Here is a 15,764-nt window from a genome sequence, read left to right as displayed (position 1 = left end):
TATGACTGAAACAATCGTACTCGGTCTGGATGGGGCCAACTGGGCGCTGCTCGAACCCTGGCTCGACGAGGGACGGTTGCCCAACATCGAGGCCCTCCGAGACCGTGGGGTGTGGACCGACATGCACAGCTGTTTCCCGCCAGTCACGTGTCCGAACTGGCGATGCTACTCGACCGGGAAGAATCCGGGGAAACTCGGCGTCTTCTGGTGGGAGACGATCGATACCGACCGACAAACCCTCACGACGCCGGACTCGCGCTCGTTCAAGAGCGCTAACTACTGGGACTACCTCAACCGGGAGGGGTTGTCGGCCGGTATCATGAACCTCCCGATGACGTATCCGCCGTTCGAAGTCGAGGAGTTCATGATCGCGGGTGGGCCCGGGAGCGAGCAGGAGAACTACACGCACCCAGCGGAACTGGGCGAGCGCCTCGACGCGGACGGGTACAGTCTCCATCCGGAGACACCGGTCACGGCGAAGGACGACCGGACGGCGGCTGACGGACTCGTCGACTTGATCGAGCAGCGGCTGGTGACGTTCCGTGAACGCCTCGACGAGACAGACGTGGACGTCGCCCACTGCACCGTCTTCTACGTCAACGTCCTCCAGCATTTCTTCTGGCGTGGCGAGCCGACCCGCCGAGCGTGGGAAGTCATCGACGAACAGATCGGGGCGATCAGGGATGCACATCCCGACGCGTCCCTGGTACTGATGTCCGACCACGGCTGTAAGGACGTCGACACCGTCTTTTACGCCAACTCCTGGCTCGAAGAGCAAGGCTACCTCGTCACGAAAGGGGAGACCAAAGACCTGCTCACGGAGTACGGCATCAACAAGAAACGACTCTCGAAACTCGCCCACAAACTCGGGATTCACAGTCTCGTGACCAAATTGGCCCCGGATCGAATCACCGAGCAGCTCCCCGACGACGAGGAGGGATTCAAACGCGAACAGAAACTGGAAAAGGTCGACTGGGACCGTTCGAAGGCGATAGCTAGCGGCCAGGGACTCGTGTACGTCATCGACGACGATCCGGACACTGTCGAGCAACTCGTCGACGATCTGTCGGAACTCACTGACGAGGACGGCGAGCCAATCGCCCGCAACGTTATGCGACGCGAAGAGGCCTACGACGGCCCCTACACCGAGGACGCACCGGAGATCGTCTTCGACCAGCGTCCCGGCGTCCATACGAGCGGTGCGATCGGGTCGAACCCTGTGTTCTCCGACGTCGGTCGCTGGGAGGCCGAGAACGTCCGGACCGGACTGTTCCTCGCCGACGGGCCGGGCGTCGAAGCGACCGATCTCGACGGACCCATCTCGATTACGGATATCGCACCGACGGTGCTCCAGAGCGTCGGTTGCGCCGTCCCCACGGACATGGACGGCAGGCCGCTCCCGCTGTTCGGCGACGTGGAGCACGAGACCTGCGAGCCGATCCCGTTCGAGGCCGCTACCGATGCGGCCCGCGAAGAGGTCCAGGACCGACTCGAAGATCTCGGCTATCTCGAATGACGGTTTGCATCACCGGTGACGTCCATCACATGGGGATGGACACCCGAGATCAAGCGTATCTCGACGGGACTGAGGTGGCAGCCGCCGTCGAGTACGCCGAGATCGCGGCCGAACACGACGTTCCCGTGACGCTGTTCTGTACTGGCAAGTGCGTCACAGAGGAGCCTGACCTGATGGCGGAACTGGCTGCGATGGACAACGTCGAACTCGCCGGTCACAACTACTGGGGGTTCACGACACCTGTTCACGCAGCCTGGCGTGCGCTCGGGAAAGTGACTGGTGGCCGAGTCGGGTCCTGGATGGGGCCGCGCCCGTTCCAAGCCCACGAGATTCGCAAGACTATCGACGTCTTCGAGCAACTCGGCGTCCGGATCACCGCGTGGCGAGATCACGCGTACCGTCACGACAGCCACACGGCAGACCTCCTCCAGGATCACGGGATCACGCACTACTCAGACGCCGTCGAGCCGCGGGGAACGGTCCGGGAGCGATCCGAACTAACCGTGGTTCCGATCAACACGCCGCCGGATCACGAGCACGTGTATCACGCCTTCCGGACGCCGGAGTTCGTCGCCGAATCCGGGTTCGAGGGTCCGTTCGGTACTGAATCTCGCTCACCCGAGGGATGGGTCGAATGGGTGCTGGACCACCTCGCAGACCATCGGGACGCGGACGTCGTCGGCACCGTCCTCGCGCACCCGGCTTGTATGCAACTCGCGGACGGGTTCGAGGCGTTCGAGGAACTGTGTTCGGCTGTCGACCAGGGCGTCTTGCTCTCGGAGATCGAGGCCTGATTCGGGCGTACTCGTGACGCCACTCGAAATACTTTATCAAACCTCAGGATAATTACGTACTATCACCGATGAAGACGCTACTGCTGACAGTCGATGCGCTCCGTGCTGATCACCTCGGACAGTACGGGTACGAGCGCGACACGATGCCCATCCTGGACGAGATCACCGAAGAGGGAACGCGATTCGCGTCGGCGTTTTCCAACGGGACCTACACTCGCATCTCCGTGCCGTCGTTCCAGACGTCACGCTATCTCGCGTACGAGAACCTCGATGCCGTCCCGAAACTGGCACCGGTGCTCGAGGACGCCGGCACTGAGACGGCGGTCATCGGGACACAGACCGGCATCGGCCTCGTTCACGGTGGGTTCGAGTACGGGGAGACGATCGACCTCGGCCGCGACGAGTACTTCGACGAGGCGAACACTGACCGGCCGACGCGAGAACTGGTCGCCTACCGCGTGAACAAGGTCGCTTCCTGGATCAGCCAGCAACTGCAGCGCCGCGGCGCTGACAGAGTCTACGACCTCCTGAAGGAGCCATACCGGAAACTCTACCCGGAAACACCCTTCGAACACAGCGGCTACACCAGTGCCGAGGTGGTCACCGACCGAGTCATCGACTGGTTCGAGGAAACCGAGCGCGAGGACTTCTTCCTGTGGGTTCACTACATGGAAGCACACCGTCCGTACGGCGTCCACGAGGACGAACCGGCGTATCTCGACCGCCCGGTCGAACAGGAACGAATCCGCGACCTGATGAAAACCGCCGGGACCGATCCCGACGCAATTTCCGACTCCGAACGCGAGCTATTGATCGATCTCTACGACTCTGACCTCCGGTACTGCTCGAAGCACATCTCACGTCTCTTTGAGTACTTCCGTGAGCAGGACCTCTGGAGCGACCTGAACCTCCTGTTTTCGAGCGATCACGGGGAGGAATTCTACGAACACGGCAACTACTTCCACCGGAACTACCCGTACGACGAGTTGATATCCGTGCCACTGCTCGCCAAGCGAGCGACCGATCCCGCGGGTGGCGAGACCGTCACAGAGCAGCGACAGTTGCTCGATCTGGCGCCCACGATCTGTCAGCTCCACGGCCTCGATCCGGACGACTACGACTTCCTCGGGACCCCGCTCTTCGAAGGGGATTCTCGGGAGGTCGTCACTCTCGGCCAACCAAACGACCGGGATCCGGCGGTGGCGATCCGATACGACGGCTGGAAGTACATCGATACCGGGGACGGCGAACAACTGTACGATCTCACCGCTGATCCGGACGAAAACGAGAACGTCGCTACCGACAATCAGTCCGTCGTCTCCCGCCTCAAACGAAACATCCCCGATCACGTCTTCGAGCGCGACGTCGAAGATCCGCGCCAGCCGGAAGACGAGGTCGACCGGAAGCAACTCGAGGCGCTGGGATACATGGAACTACGCGACGACGAGTAAACTGGCACTCACTCGACGTATCCGAGCGCTTCGAGCTGTTCGCCGAGGTGATCCGGTTCGACGGCGTCCCTGATGCTGTGGCGTTCGTATGCGTCAAGCGCGTAGTGATCGTCGACGCGCTCGGTCATGCGTTCCACGACGTCTGGCTGTTCGGCCGCGCAGTTGCGTTGCTCGTACTGGTCGTCTGGAATGTAGTATAACTCGTCCTCGTCGTCTCGCCGATACGTGATCAACTTCCACTCGTCGGTTCGACACGCAGTAATACGATTGCTGAGATCGATTTCGCGCCAGCCACCCGATGCGATCTGGCTGAAGACCGCCCGGTCCTCCGGCATCGCTTCCTCGCCCCGAACGATCGGATACAGCGAGAGACCGTGGAACTTCTCGGGGACGCTCAGATCGTCTACCGTGGCGTCCAGCAACGTCGGTGCGATGTCGATTGTTGACGTCACTCCGTCGAGAGACGTGACCGTTTCGTCGTTCGATCGAATGATCAACGGTACGCGGACGAGTTCGTCGTAGGGTCGACCGCCGTGCGCCAGTTCACCGTGTTCCCGGAACTCCTCGCCGTGATCGCCACAGAGGATCGTAATAGCGTCGTCCCAGTAGTCGCGCTTGCGTAGCCCGTTGATCAGTCGCCCGATTTGATCGTCGACCTCCTTCACCGACGCGTCGTACAGGTCGGAGATGATCGATACCTCTCGGTCCGTCGCCTCGTCCTCGTGTGAGTTTACCTTGTCGTTTATCTGCCACATTTCGCCGCTCGACAGCGGTTCGTCCAAGAACTCGTCGCGATAGGACTTCGGTGGGACGTACGGCGAGTGAGGCTCCATGAAATGCACCCACAGGAACAGTGGCTTTTCGTCCGGGAGCGCGTCGAGGTACGTGAATGCCGTGTCGACGGCGTCAGCAGCGGAGGTGTGCGGCGGCGTGCGGGTCCCCACCCGGCGATAGATCGATTCGAGAATCCGATACGGAACGCCATCCTGGTCGAGAGAACTGTAGACCTTCGACTTCGTGGTTTCGAGGGCGTCATGAATTGGAGACGACGCATCCTCACCCTTTTCGATCTCGATTTCCGGGTCGTCGACGATCGTTCGCTCGTTATCGTAGTAGACGTCGAAGCCTCGATCCCACCCGAACCGGGAGTGGAGTTGGGTGTTCGTGTTCACGCCGACGGTTCGGAAACCGTGCTCTCTGAACGTCTCGCTGATGACGTCGCGTTCCTCCGTCAGTTGGGCGTAGCCTCCGTACATCAGCGGATAGGTGGAGCAGAGGATGCCGGGAAAACTCGTTCGCGTGTTCGGACCCGTCGCGATCGCCTCGTCGGAGTGCGTTCCCTCTGCCGCGAGGGCATCCATCGTCGGCGAAACGGGCCGGTCGTACCCGAAGGCGGAGAGGCGGTCGTACCGCAGACAATCGACTGTGATGAGGATGGCGTGTTGTGGCATAGGCGGCTGACGTTATTGGTATGACCGCTTGAGGGGACTGTATATGTTTGGATTATACAGATTCGGCGATCGTCTCCTAACTGGGTTGGTGCCTTTTGCACGACAAGAAAAACTCATGTGGGAGGTGTCGAAAGTCACCAGTAAATGGCCGTCTCCAACGTCCTCCTCGTAACCATCGATAGTCTCAGGTACGACAGGGCGCTCGACTCGGACCGTCCGGTCGAGCCTGCCCCGACCCTGTCTCGCCTCGCCACGGATGGCTTTTCGTTCACCCGCGCGTTCGCCAACGGCCCGAACACGCCGTCGAGTTTCCCGACCATCCTCACCGGAACGTATCCCGCGATGTATGGCGGGTACCGCTACCTCGACGAGCGGAGACCGTTCCTCTCGGAGACGCTCCGGGACGGCGGCATGACGACGGTCGGATACCATTCGAATCCGCACCTCGGGCCGGAGAAAAACTACAACCACGGGTTCGATACGTTCAACGACGGGGCGGAATCGGAGGACGACGCCCTCACCATCAAGAACGTCGTCGATAAGTACGTACCAGCCGACTCGTTGCTCTACAGCGTCCTGCGGAGAGGGTGGCACTACTTGACGATGACGACGGACACGTCAGCCTATACCCCAGCCACCGAGATCACGGACCGCGCGATCGACTGGTTCGAGACCGAGTGGGACGGGGACACGCCCTATTTCATGTGGCTCCACTACATGGACGTTCACTACCCGTTCACGCCACCGGATCGGTTCGTCGAGGAACTCGACATGGAACCGCTCTCGACTCGCCGGAAGGCGGACCTCAACGGTCGAATGCAGGAAGACCCCGAGTCGCTCACTGCCGACGACCGCGAGGACCTGCTCGACCTCTACGACGCGGAAATTCGATACATGGACCACAATCTCGACCGTCTCCTCCGGAAGCTCGAACAACAGGGGGCAAGAGAGGACACTGCCGTCGTCGTGACCGCCGACCACGGGGAGGCATTCGGCGAACACGACCGTTACGGGCACCACCCATACAATTACGACGAACTCGTCCACGTGCCGCTGGTGTTCGACGTCCCCGGTCGCGACGGCCGGCAAATCGACCAACAGGTGTCGCTGATCGACGTTCCGCCGACGTTGTACGATCTCACCGACACCGAAACGCCGGACGCGGCACAGGGACGAAGCCTGGAACCGCTCATGGAGGGCGAGGACCGCGAAGAACGAGTCGTCATCTGCACTTCGAGCGGTGGTGACATGTTGGCGACGCGAACGCCAGAGTGGAAGTGTCTCTGGGATCGAGAGGCCGACGACGTCGAGCTGTACGATCTGTCGGCGGACCCGGGTGAAACCCGGGACGTGAGCGGGGAGCATCCCGAGACCGTCGAACGATTCACCGACGTCCTCGAGGAGCACCTCGAAGCGGCCCGAGCCACGGACACAGACTTACCCGACGTCGAGGAGAGCGACGAGGTGAAACAGCGACTCGAGGACCTGGGATACGTCGACTGATCAGACGTACCCGAGGTCTTTGAGTCGGTCTTGAACCTGTTCCCCCTGAGCTTCGCTGATCTCGCCCGTCCGAATCTCACGTCGTTCTCCGTCGCGGACTGCCCACGGAACCTCGACCAGCGACGGGAAGCGTAGTCGAGCCTTGTGGCCGCCGATGCCGAGCCGTTCTTTCAGCCCGCTGGCGAAGACCTGTCCGTGGTCGGCCGTGACGACGGTCTTCCCCGGAACGGCGTCGATGATGTCGTCGACGTACGGCAGGACTAGCTCGAGGTTCTCGACGTACGCCTGCCAGTAGGCCGACTGCTCGTCGTAGTCGTCTCGTTCGGTCGCGAGGAAAGGGCCGTGGGGCTGCATGAAGTGAACGATGAGCCGCTTGTCAGGGAACTCCTCGTAGGCGTCGATAGCGGCGTCTCGGACGGCGCCTGGAAGGACGACGCCGGCGTCGTCGTCGAAGTCCGTCTCCCAGAGTTCGACGATGTGGTGGAAGGCGTCGCCGGCTTCCAGTGACGTGTGCGGGTTGGCCGAGACGTACACCGTATCGCCGAACGACTCGCCCTGGAAGTTTTGCCGGGTCCACTCGCTCGAGTGGCTTCCCAAACTGACGCGGCTGTCGTACTCGTCGTACTGGTCCAGATCGACCACCTGCTCGAAGTAGTCCGCTCGACAGGCGTCGAGGACGATCATCGTGTCCCAGTCTTCCTCCATGACGTGAATCCCCTCGTCGTACCCCGGATACCCTGGATGAAACTGCGTCGCAGTCCCGATGACGAACGGGACGAACACCCGATTTCGCCACCAGTTGAGCGAGGTGAAGTTCTTTCGGATCTCAGAGAGGGCGTATCGCGGATCGATACCCATTGTCGGAAGATGTCCGAGCAGTCGATTTAGGTGTGTTGGTTCGGCGAAAGTTATCGCTGAGAGAGCCAGCGGATCAGCCCGTCGAAGCGCGTGAGATCGAGTCCGTACTGCTCTTCGGCCGACCGGAGAATCATCGTCTCCGTCTCGGAGAGGCCGAACGTGAGTAGCACCGTCACCGCGTAGACGAGAGCCGTCAGTCCCGTTACTGCGATCAGCCAGAGAAGCGTCGACGGGGTCGCGGGCGAGACGACCTGCCACACGACCACCAGGATCGGGACTGCGAGTGCGATCGGTCGGGTGGCTTGCCAGACGAGCGGCGTTTCGCCCAGTGCGAGATACACCTGCACGGCAGCCAGTCCGTCCCGGAGGAGAAACGACGCCGTGGTGGCGAGTGCGGCACCGATGATCCCGAATCTGGGGATGAGTACCACGTTGAGGGCCAGGTTTGTGACGGCGGCGAGAGCGCTGTTGAACGAGAGGATTTTCGACCGACCGACGGCCTCCAGGATGGAGTTGTTGATGCTGAGGACGTTTTTCGCCGCGAACCCGACCGCGAGGACCGTCAGGACGATCCCCCCGTCAGCGTATTTAGAGCCGTAGATATTGACGATGAAGTCGGTCGCGAACACGCCGAGTGGCACCAGCGCACAGACGCTGGCGACGATCAGCCACCGGACGACTGCCCGAAACATCTCCATCGCGTCGTCGACGGCCGCGTCGTTCTCCAGCCGGCTCGCGATCGGAGTGGCCAGGAAGTTGAACGCCGTCGAGAACACTCCCATGAAGCTCACGGCCGCGTAGGCGACCCCGTAGATCCCGGTTGCCGCATCGCCGATGTAGTACAGGATGAGGAAGATATCGATGCTTCGATAGATGAACCCGGAGATTTCGCTGACGGTGAACGGCAACGAATAGCGCGTCACCGCTTCGACTCGGTCCCGATTCAACGGTGCACGCGAGCGGGGAAGGGTCCGGTGTAAGAGGACGAGACCGATGAGCGCACTGACTGCGTACGGGACGGCGTAGGCCCCTGCGAGTCCGGCCTGTCCCAGGCCGTACAACACCGCCCCGACTACCAGCGTGATGCGGACGATCGGGTGGACGATGTTCTTGACGAACACCCAGTAGGTCGACCGCTCCTGGCCGCGGATGCCACCGACGGCTACGTTCAACAGCGTCGCGAACGGGATGGCGGCTCCGAATACTCGAATGCTGACCGTCACGTTCGGGTTCCCGAACACTGTGGAGGCGATGAACGACGCGTTGAGTGCGACCGCTGCGCCGAGGAGCGTCGACGTGACGAGCGCCATCCCGACCGACGCGAGGACGAGCATCCGTTTTTCGGCCTCGTCGACCCGCGGGAGGTACCTGGTTAACCCCGACGCGAGACCGAGCCCACCCACAATGGCGCCGAGGTCCAACAGGGCGGTCCCGGCGGTGAGTCCGCCGAAGTCCGCGACCGAGAGGTAGTTGGCCGCGACGACTTGCGCGACGAAGGCGATGAGAAGCTCCAGAAACAATCCCAGGGTGACGACGCTTGCACCCTTGACTACGTCACGGATCGCCTGATCAACGTCGGTCATCGAGGGCAATCACCTGTTCGAGGAACCGCTCGTACCGCTCGTACAGCTCCGTCCACGAGAACTCGCCCTCGACTGCCGCCCGGCCCTCGCGTCCAAGTCGGGCACGTTCGGCGTCGTCCGCCGCGAGGCGATCGAGTGCAGCCGCCAGGCCGGCCGGGTCGCGCGCCTCACACAGGAGGCCCGTTTGCCCGTCCCGGACGACCTCAGGAACGCCACCCACGCGCGTAGCGACGACCGGCGTCGCTGTCGCCTGCGCCTCGAGGACGACGCGGGGCAACCCTTCTGTGTGGGACGGGAGTACCAACGCGTCGAACTCGTGGTACAGCGCGGGAATCTGCTCGTAGGGAACCGAGCCGAGGAACGTCGCGGCCGCACCGTAGGTTCGTTCGAGTCGACTCCGTTCGGGACCGTCGCCAGCGACGAGCAGGTGCAGGTCCGCGTCTGCCTGATCGAGCGCGGTCGCCAGGTCATCGAGACCCTTGTACGGCTGGAGCCCTCCGACGAATCCCAACCGGAACCCGCCCCCGTCCTGATCGATTCGGTCGCGGAAGCGGTCGCTCAGCGGCGTCGGGACCGTTTCCGGGTGGAACCGGTCGATGTTCACGGCGTTCTGGACGTTGAAGATTCGGTCGGCCGCGACGCCTCTCGTACGGAGTTGTGAACCGATGTGATCACACACGACGAAGTATCCGTCGTGGGGTGCTCGCAGACGCGCCGTGAACGACGCGAGATCCAGTCGACGGGAGAGTCCGTCAGTGGGCGGATCGAGACTCGATCCGACGTGGACGACGTGCGGGACGCCGAGTCGCCGTGCAGCGATCAGGCCCGGAAGGTAGGTCTTCCGGGTCTTCGAGACGATCACGTCGACGGACTCTCGTTTCCCGACCTGTACTGCTCGGACCACCGTTCTGAGCGGTCCCTCGACGAACCGGCTCCGGGGTGACACTGACCGTTGGAACGGCCGCTCTGGCTCGGTGTTCCAATCGAGCAGGAACACGTCGTGACCCCGGTCTCTGAGTCCCGTAACCACGTTGCGGACGTGGATCGCGCCCCCTCGGACAAGCGCGTCACTGAAAGAAATCGCTTCTTCGGTCAGATAGAGGACGCGCATATGCTGAGATACTAGAGACAGCTAATATATCCCGCGGTCCGTGCCAATTATGATGGATACTCGCCGACGCTCTCGTGTTCCCACACGAGGTCGAAGTAGCGCTGGAGTCCGGCAACGAACGATCCGTTGTCAGTGATAGCGGCCTGCCGCATGTGGAGTGGAATCTCTTTTTCTTCGACGAGCAGGATGGCGTTCCCCGTTTCGTAGTCCATGCTCGGATCGATGATGGTCCCGCGCCAGGGGAGTTTCTCCTCGCTGAACCGCAGGTCGACCGATGGGTACTCGTCCACCATCCGCTCGACCCGGTCCTCCTGAATCGGTCGGTTCTCTTCGATCAGTTGGTCCGGGTGGAGAAAGAGGACGTCCACGTCGATACCCCGCGCGAGTGCGTCCTCGAAGGCGGAGCGAACGGCCTCGAAGTACTCGAAGCTCTTCGTGATGATGCGGATGCGCTCGGCCGCGTCGTGGTAGAGCTGTCGCGTCTCGCGTTCGCTCGGTTCCCCGACGTCCACTACGTGAAACAGTTCTTCCGTCGGTGTGATGTCCTGACTGGCGCGTTCGAAGCGTGGTTGGAACTCCGCCAGGAACGCGTCCTCCAGGTCGGCGAGTTCCTGGCAGAACTGTTCGTAGTCCTGTCGACGGTTCTCTTTCGCTCGTTCGAGTATCTCCGCCGGTGATTTGGGTTGGTACTCCTTGGGCCGGCCCGGAATGATCTTGATGTACCCGCGATCCGACAGCGAGTCGAGGACGCCGTAGATGCGCGCTTTCGGGATGCCAGTCGCTTCGGCGAGGTTCGGTGCCGTCGTTCTGCCGAGCGTGAGCAACTCGGTCAACGCCGTCGCCTCGTACTCTGTCAACCCCAATCGGTCGAGCATCCCGACCGCTTCCTCAGTCATGTCAGCGTCGTTCGCCTTCCCGCCTTCTAAGTTTGCCGAAAGATACTTATCAGATGACACGCCTATAGTTACTCAGAGTCTGAGTAACTATGTCCGACAACAAGTCAGGGGACGACGCCGAACACCTCGACGACGTGGCGGATGGGTGTGGCTGTACAGAGATCTGGGAACACATGAGTGACCAACGCGCAGACGATTGAGCAGGGGGACTGACACGTGAGACCGGTCTGGCGAGACGAGGGAGGAACCGTACCTTTTTGCGACCGTGGTGACCATACTGCGACGATGCCCGACCGCTCGGACGTGTGTATACTCATTCCAACGCTGAACGAAGCCGAGACGATCGGCACAGTGATCGACGACTTCACCGAGCAGGGCTTCGAGAACGTCCTCGTCATGGACGGCGATTCGACGGACGGCACCAGAGAAATCGCTGCCGACCACGGGGCTCGCGTCGAGGTCCAGTCCGGCAGTGGCAAGGGACAGGCCGTCCGTGAGAGCCTCCGCTACATCGACGAACCGTACGTCCTGATGCTAGACGGCGACGATACCTACCGGGTCGAGGACGCAGACGCGATGCTCGAACCGCTGTTTTCGGGACGAGCCGAACACGTCATCGGCGACCGGTTCGCCGACATGGAGACGGGTGCGATGTCCCGACTCAACCAGGTCGGGAACCGACTCATCAACGGCGCGTTCCGCTGGATCCACGGGCGGAACCTCCAGGACATTCTGAGCGGGTACCGCGCGTTCACTCGGAGTTCGATGGACCGGCTGAGTCTGAACGCGTCAGGTTTCGGCATCGAGACGGAGCTCGCTGTCGAGTGCGTCAAACACGGCGTCAAGACGGAGGTCGTTCCGATTCGCTACGAAGCGCGGCCGGACGCGTCCGAGACCAATCTCCGCCCGTTCAGAGACGGCGGCGTCATCATCCTGACGCTGTACCAGATGGCGAAGACGAACAACCCGCTGTTTTACTTCGGGAGCGTGGGCGTGCTGAGCTCGCTGGCAGGCGTCGCGCTCGGTGCGTACGTCGCAATCGAGTGGCTGACGACGCGAACCTCACACGAGGTCATCGCCGTTGTCGCCGCACTGGCCATCATCTTCGGGGTTCAGCTGCTGATTTTCGGCGTCCTCTCGGACATGATCGTGGCGCTCAACCGCGAGCAGACGCGCAGACTAGAGGAACTGGCCGAATCGTTGAGCGACCGCCGACGCGCGGAGTCGACGCCCCAGGAGGCCGCAGACCTCCGAGAGCGGGACGGGGCCGAAGAACTCACGGCGTCACGGGACGCTGGCGACGGGAATTAAAACGGAACGAGTGCGCGCAGCTGCATGAAGAGGCTTGACGACGCGGACTCGCGGAGCTCCTCGAAGACGGGGTGCAGCGCGTTCAGCAGTTCCTGTTCGGACTCGAAGCTCGCGTCGTTCGATCGCTCGATCACCTCCGAGATCGCGATTCGATTCCCAGTCGCGTTGTAGGGGATTTTGGCGTCACCGAGGGCCTCGATTATCGTCTCGCCCGTGGCCGGGTAGTCGATGTCGACTTCGGAGAGTCGTGCGTCCAGCGCCGCAATGCCGAACTCGATGGCATCCGGTTCGTCGTCGTCCTGTTGCGGTGGCCGAACTCCCATTACGTATCACTATCTGCTCCCACACCGAAAATCCTACCCCTTGCAGTCGGACCTGGCCGTCCAGCACAATGCCTATCAGACCGGTCGCCCTTTGGAGCAACATGACCGATTACACTACTGTCTCGATTCCCACTGATCTGGCCGACCGCGTCGACGAGACGATCGAGGGCACGAGTTTCTCCAGTACGAGCGACCTCGTTCGGTTCCTCCTGCGAAGTATCGTCATCCAGCACCAGCGCCGGGGTGAACTCACCGAATCCGAGTTCGCGGAGATCGCAGAGCAACTGCAGGATCTGGGCTATCTGGACTGATCTGGTACCCGGTTCGGGGACGCGAGCGTCACAGCGACACCGATTCTTCCGGCGGTTCCGCATCGACTACTGTGAGTTCCTTGCGGCGCCCCTTCCGATCGAACGCCGCCAGCGACGCCCGTTCCCAGGGCGGGACGGCGACGAACACGACTTCTGCCAGGTCGTCCCGTTTCGACACGGAGAGATCGCCGGTCGGATGTGAGACGAACCGGCCCTGAATCTGGCCGGCCGGCGTCCCCAGATCGACGCCGAACACCGCGTTGACGGACTTTCCCGCGTTCGGCAGATAGAAGTGTGTAAAAACGGGCGTGTCGTCGTCGAGATCCGTGCCGTCCAGCTCTGCGGCCGTCCGCACCGAAAGGGAGATTGTGACTGACTCGGGGTCACGTTCGCGAGCAAACCGGAGCAGGGTCTCGGCCAAACCACGAGTGATGTGGACCACACAGCACCTTCGTCAGTCGCAGACATAATTTCACCGACCGGACCGTGGCCAGCATATACCAATTGCTAAATATGACATCATTATTTATTGAGTGGTAACTATCGTCGGAATACGTAACTCTAACCGGGTTTTGGACTGCCAACAATTTTATCTCTGTCAAAACACAACAGAACTATGAACAATGCACGACCTTACCGCGTTTCAGAGAGACGTTCTATACGTCCTTGCCGGGTTGGACGAAGCATACGGGCTGGCGATCAAGGCCGAACTCGAAGACTACTACGAGGGTGACGTCAATCACGGTCGGCTCTACCCGAATCTGGACGAACTCGTCGAGCGAGGCTACGTCGAGAAAGGGCAGATCGACCGCCGAACGAACTCCTACGAACTGACCGAAGAGGGCGAAAGTGCGCTGGCCGATCGTCGCGAGTGGGAGGACTCCTACCTCCAGGACGTCGAGATTGCTATCGCGTAACAGGGGCTACCCCAACACCAGTTTTCGGAGATTCTTCAGATAGAGTCCTGGCGTCCGCGCTCGTGCACCTGCGACGGCGTCAGAGAGCGCCTTGCTCGCGTCGTCGTGAATGCCTGCACCGTGACCGACGAGCACTCGGTCCGGCGAGAATCGGCGGAGTTTCTTCGGCGGCTTCATCCTGAGCATCGGGTGAACGCCCAGACGCTCGCTCCCTACCAGGAAGTAGTCGGCAGTGCCGACCGACTCCGGAACGATGAGTTCGTCTCGATCCTCGATGTACAGCGCGGCTTCCTGCCAGAACCGGTTGTCGACGAGTTTGTGAACGCCGACGCCGGTGTCGGCCAGTTCGAGGTGGATTCGTTCGGCCGGTGCGTCGATCTCGTCGACGACGCCGTCCATCCAGTCGGGCACGTGGACGGCCACGCCGTGCCGATTCGCGACTGTTGCCGCGTCCCGCTTGTGTCGGTCCAGCAGGATGACGACGCCTGCCACGTCGCCGAACTCGGCGAGCAAGTCGTCGAGGCCCTCCACGTCGATGGGATCGCAGACCCAGACGTCGCCGTCGATTGCGAACGCGTGACTCGCCCGCTGCATGGTCTCGTCGGGAAAAGCGATCCACCCGACACCGTCGTCACGGCGATCGATCTCCCGGAACTCCGTCGCCTTTCCCGATCCTTTCATCGGCATGGCCCGATTATTGGGTCCGAGGAACCAAAAAAGGTCGTTAACTGGCAACACATCGCCCTATAGTTCATTCACTGTTCGAAATATTTGTCCAGTGGCAAACAACGTTAGCTCGTGATGGCCAGTGAATCGGGCACCCGCACCCGGAGCGGCTATAGTAGTCACCAGAAGTCTTTGCTCACAGTCTACTCGGTCAGGGCGTTGCGAGCCGGAAAACAGACCTGCTGACGCTCGTGGACAGTGAAAATTTCTGCTGACTACGATAGCTAGTCACGGCCGACGCGTGGCCCACCGTTAAGACTGTACGGGCAGAACGTGGTGTATGCTCACTGGGCTCCGCTGGCTGGCGCTCGAAGTCAAGTATCTCGACCGTGCGCAGTCGTTTTACGAGAGCTTTCTCGACTTAGAGCCCGTTCGCGAGAGCGAGACGGACGCAGTGCTGGCTGCCGGCGACACCGATCTCGTCCTCCGCCGGCCAGAGGGTGTCCCCCGGGGCGGACTCCACACGCACTACGCGTTTTCGACACCGTTCGAGGAGTACGATCGCTGGTGGGACCGCCTCTCGGAGTCGTTCGATCTGGTGGAACACCAGTTCGGCGACGCGAAGTCGCTGTACTTCTACGACGTGGCGGGCAACTGCGTCGAAATCGGCCAGCGCGACACCGACGGGCAGGGGATCACCGGCATCTTCGAAATCGTCCTCGAAGTCGCTGATCTGGACCGGGCCGAGTCCTTCTACCGGGCGCTCGGCATGGAGGTGATGGGGCGTGGCGACGAGCGATCGCGTGTTCGCCTCACAGCCGGCCCGTTCGACCTCGAACTGTGGGAGCCGCAACTCGGTCTCGCCGACGGCCGTGGCGGCGTTCACGTCGATCTCGGGTTCGAGACGGCCGATCCCGAGGCAGCGGCCGACGCCGTCGCAGACGAGGCTCGATCGGTCCAGACGGTGACCGACGGCGTCCGCGTCGTCGATCCCGACGGCCATCGTCTCACGTTCAGGTGACCGGCGGTTATCGGACGACGGATCGAAAAAACGAGCAGCGAGTCCGTTACGA

General features: G+C 61.8%; 16 protein-coding genes. 8 read left to right on the top strand and 8 right to left on the bottom strand.

Going from position 1 to position 15,764, the window contains the following annotated elements; translation table 11 throughout:
• The first annotated feature begins 1 nt into the window (after position 1).
• The 3 genes from ACFR9U_RS16570 to ACFR9U_RS16560 all read left to right on the top strand — a co-directional run bounded on the left by ACFR9U_RS16570 (position 2) and on the right by ACFR9U_RS16560 (position 3,761).
• Entirely contained in the window at positions 2 to 1,516 is a 1,515-nt protein-coding gene (locus ACFR9U_RS16570; RefSeq protein ID WP_247378209.1) for an alkaline phosphatase family protein, read from the top strand.
• Positions 1,513 to 2,310, top strand: a complete 798-nt coding sequence (locus ACFR9U_RS16565) for a polysaccharide deacetylase family protein (RefSeq protein ID WP_247378207.1) — start codon at positions 1,513 to 1,515, stop codon at positions 2,308 to 2,310. The genes ACFR9U_RS16570 and ACFR9U_RS16565 overlap by 4 nt, the downstream gene beginning before the upstream one ends.
• Before the next feature lie 68 nt (positions 2,311 to 2,378).
• On the top strand, positions 2,379 to 3,761 hold the full coding sequence (locus ACFR9U_RS16560) for a sulfatase (protein ID WP_247378205.1): 1,383 nt from the start codon (positions 2,379 to 2,381) through the stop codon (positions 3,759 to 3,761).
• An 8-nt stretch (positions 3,762 to 3,769) separates the two neighbouring features.
• On the opposite strand, the gene ACFR9U_RS16555 is transcribed toward ACFR9U_RS16560, so the two are convergent.
• Positions 3,770 to 5,212, bottom strand: coding sequence for a sulfatase-like hydrolase/transferase (locus tag ACFR9U_RS16555; protein WP_247378203.1), 1,443 nt, complete (start codon positions 5,210 to 5,212; stop codon positions 3,770 to 3,772).
• Positions 5,213 to 5,356: 144 nt separating this feature from the next.
• Between ACFR9U_RS16555 and ACFR9U_RS16550 the strand changes: the two genes are divergently transcribed.
• On the top strand, positions 5,357 to 6,715 hold the full coding sequence (locus tag ACFR9U_RS16550; protein WP_247378201.1) for a sulfatase: 1,359 nt from the start codon (positions 5,357 to 5,359) through the stop codon (positions 6,713 to 6,715).
• Here ACFR9U_RS16550 and ACFR9U_RS16545 read toward each other — a convergent pair whose 3' ends face one another.
• From ACFR9U_RS16545 to ACFR9U_RS16530, 4 genes are read right to left on the bottom strand one after another with little or no spacing between them, the layout of a single operon-like run.
• Positions 6,716 to 7,573, bottom strand: coding sequence for an alkaline phosphatase family protein (locus ACFR9U_RS16545; protein WP_247378200.1), 858 nt, complete (start codon positions 7,571 to 7,573; stop codon positions 6,716 to 6,718).
• Positions 7,574 to 7,623: 50 nt separating this feature from the next.
• Positions 7,624 to 9,156 carry an oligosaccharide flippase family protein gene (locus ACFR9U_RS16540; RefSeq protein WP_247378198.1) on the bottom strand — a complete coding sequence of 511 codons (1,533 nt, stop codon included), beginning with the start codon at positions 9,154 to 9,156 and terminating at the stop codon, positions 7,624 to 7,626.
• Complete coding sequence (locus tag ACFR9U_RS16535) at positions 9,143 to 10,267, bottom strand: glycosyltransferase family 4 protein (RefSeq protein WP_247378196.1); 1,125 nt, start codon at positions 10,265 to 10,267, stop codon at positions 9,143 to 9,145. The genes ACFR9U_RS16540 and ACFR9U_RS16535 overlap by 14 nt, the downstream gene beginning before the upstream one ends.
• 47 nt (positions 10,268 to 10,314) lie before the next feature.
• On the bottom strand, positions 10,315 to 11,163 hold the full coding sequence (locus tag ACFR9U_RS16530; RefSeq protein WP_247378194.1) for a TrmB family transcriptional regulator: 849 nt from the start codon (positions 11,161 to 11,163) through the stop codon (positions 10,315 to 10,317).
• 285 nt (positions 11,164 to 11,448) lie between these two features.
• Here ACFR9U_RS16530 and aglJ point away from each other — a divergent pair, with 285 nt between their 5' ends.
• Positions 11,449 to 12,474 (top strand): S-layer glycoprotein N-glycosyltransferase AglJ, encoded by a 1,026-nt coding sequence (gene aglJ, locus ACFR9U_RS16525; protein ID WP_247378192.1) that lies wholly within the window; start codon positions 11,449 to 11,451, stop codon positions 12,472 to 12,474.
• On the opposite strand, the gene ACFR9U_RS16520 is transcribed toward aglJ, so the two are convergent.
• Positions 12,471 to 12,797 carry a DUF5789 family protein gene (locus ACFR9U_RS16520; protein WP_247378190.1) on the bottom strand — a complete coding sequence of 109 codons (327 nt, stop codon included), beginning with the start codon at positions 12,795 to 12,797 and terminating at the stop codon, positions 12,471 to 12,473. The two genes, aglJ and ACFR9U_RS16520, sit on opposite strands and share 4 nt — an antisense overlap.
• A 101-nt stretch (positions 12,798 to 12,898) precedes the next feature.
• On the opposite strand from ACFR9U_RS16520, the gene ACFR9U_RS16515 reads away from it, so the two are divergent.
• Positions 12,899 to 13,108: a ribbon-helix-helix domain-containing protein gene (locus ACFR9U_RS16515; RefSeq protein ID WP_247378188.1), complete on the top strand. Its 210-nt coding sequence runs from the start codon at positions 12,899 to 12,901 to the stop codon at positions 13,106 to 13,108.
• Positions 13,109 to 13,136: 28 nt separating this feature from the next.
• Here ACFR9U_RS16515 and ACFR9U_RS16510 read toward each other — a convergent pair whose 3' ends face one another.
• Positions 13,137 to 13,550 carry an MPN domain-containing protein gene (locus ACFR9U_RS16510; RefSeq protein WP_247378186.1) on the bottom strand — a complete coding sequence of 138 codons (414 nt, stop codon included), beginning with the start codon at positions 13,548 to 13,550 and terminating at the stop codon, positions 13,137 to 13,139.
• Positions 13,551 to 13,731: 181 nt separating this feature from the next.
• Between ACFR9U_RS16510 and ACFR9U_RS16505 the strand changes: the two genes are divergently transcribed.
• Complete coding sequence (locus tag ACFR9U_RS16505) at positions 13,732 to 14,025, top strand: PadR family transcriptional regulator (RefSeq protein ID WP_247378184.1); 294 nt, start codon at positions 13,732 to 13,734, stop codon at positions 14,023 to 14,025.
• 6 nt (positions 14,026 to 14,031) lie between these two features.
• Here ACFR9U_RS16505 and ACFR9U_RS16500 read toward each other — a convergent pair whose 3' ends face one another.
• Positions 14,032 to 14,712, bottom strand: coding sequence for a hypothetical protein (locus tag ACFR9U_RS16500; RefSeq protein ID WP_247378182.1), 681 nt, complete (start codon positions 14,710 to 14,712; stop codon positions 14,032 to 14,034).
• 319 nt (positions 14,713 to 15,031) lie between these two features.
• On the opposite strand from ACFR9U_RS16500, the gene ACFR9U_RS16495 reads away from it, so the two are divergent.
• Positions 15,032 to 15,712 carry a VOC family protein gene (locus tag ACFR9U_RS16495; protein ID WP_247378180.1) on the top strand — a complete coding sequence of 227 codons (681 nt, stop codon included), beginning with the start codon at positions 15,032 to 15,034 and terminating at the stop codon, positions 15,710 to 15,712.
• The last annotated feature ends 52 nt before the right edge of the window (positions 15,713 to 15,764 follow it).

This window comes from Halorientalis brevis (genome assembly GCF_042678165.1).
Classification (GTDB): Archaea; Halobacteriota; Halobacteria; order Halobacteriales; family Haloarculaceae; genus Halorientalis; species Halorientalis brevis.
Note: the sequence above shows the minus strand (reverse complement) of the source record. Positions and strands in the feature narration are given on the sequence as shown.

Bases quoted from the DNA above. Each gene is read 5' to 3' on its own strand.
- ACFR9U_RS16570 (WP_247378209.1), top strand. From the start codon at position 2: ATGACTGAAACAATCGTACTCGGTCTGGATGGGGCCAACTGGGCGCTG.
- ACFR9U_RS16565 (WP_247378207.1), top strand. From the start codon at position 1,513: ATGACGGTTTGCATCACCGGTGACGTCCATCACATGGGGATGGACACC.
- ACFR9U_RS16560 (WP_247378205.1), top strand. From the start codon at position 2,379: ATGAAGACGCTACTGCTGACAGTCGATGCGCTCCGTGCTGATCACCTC.
- ACFR9U_RS16555 (WP_247378203.1), bottom strand. From the start codon at position 5,212: ATGCCACAACACGCCATCCTCATCACAGTCGATTGTCTGCGGTACGAC.
- ACFR9U_RS16550 (WP_247378201.1), top strand. From the start codon at position 5,357: ATGGCCGTCTCCAACGTCCTCCTCGTAACCATCGATAGTCTCAGGTAC.
- ACFR9U_RS16545 (WP_247378200.1), bottom strand. From the start codon at position 7,573: ATGGGTATCGATCCGCGATACGCCCTCTCTGAGATCCGAAAGAACTTC.
- ACFR9U_RS16540 (WP_247378198.1), bottom strand. From the start codon at position 9,156: ATGACCGACGTTGATCAGGCGATCCGTGACGTAGTCAAGGGTGCAAGC.
- ACFR9U_RS16535 (WP_247378196.1), bottom strand. From the start codon at position 10,267: ATGCGCGTCCTCTATCTGACCGAAGAAGCGATTTCTTTCAGTGACGCG.
- ACFR9U_RS16530 (WP_247378194.1), bottom strand. From the start codon at position 11,163: ATGACTGAGGAAGCGGTCGGGATGCTCGACCGATTGGGGTTGACAGAG.
- aglJ (WP_247378192.1), top strand. From the start codon at position 11,449: ATGCCCGACCGCTCGGACGTGTGTATACTCATTCCAACGCTGAACGAA.
- ACFR9U_RS16520 (WP_247378190.1), bottom strand. From the start codon at position 12,797: ATGGGAGTTCGGCCACCGCAACAGGACGACGACGAACCGGATGCCATC.
- ACFR9U_RS16515 (WP_247378188.1), top strand. From the start codon at position 12,899: ATGACCGATTACACTACTGTCTCGATTCCCACTGATCTGGCCGACCGC.
- ACFR9U_RS16505 (WP_247378184.1), top strand. From the start codon at position 13,732: ATGCACGACCTTACCGCGTTTCAGAGAGACGTTCTATACGTCCTTGCC.
- ACFR9U_RS16500 (WP_247378182.1), bottom strand. From the start codon at position 14,712: ATGCCGATGAAAGGATCGGGAAAGGCGACGGAGTTCCGGGAGATCGAT.
- ACFR9U_RS16495 (WP_247378180.1), top strand. From the start codon at position 15,032: ATGCTCACTGGGCTCCGCTGGCTGGCGCTCGAAGTCAAGTATCTCGAC.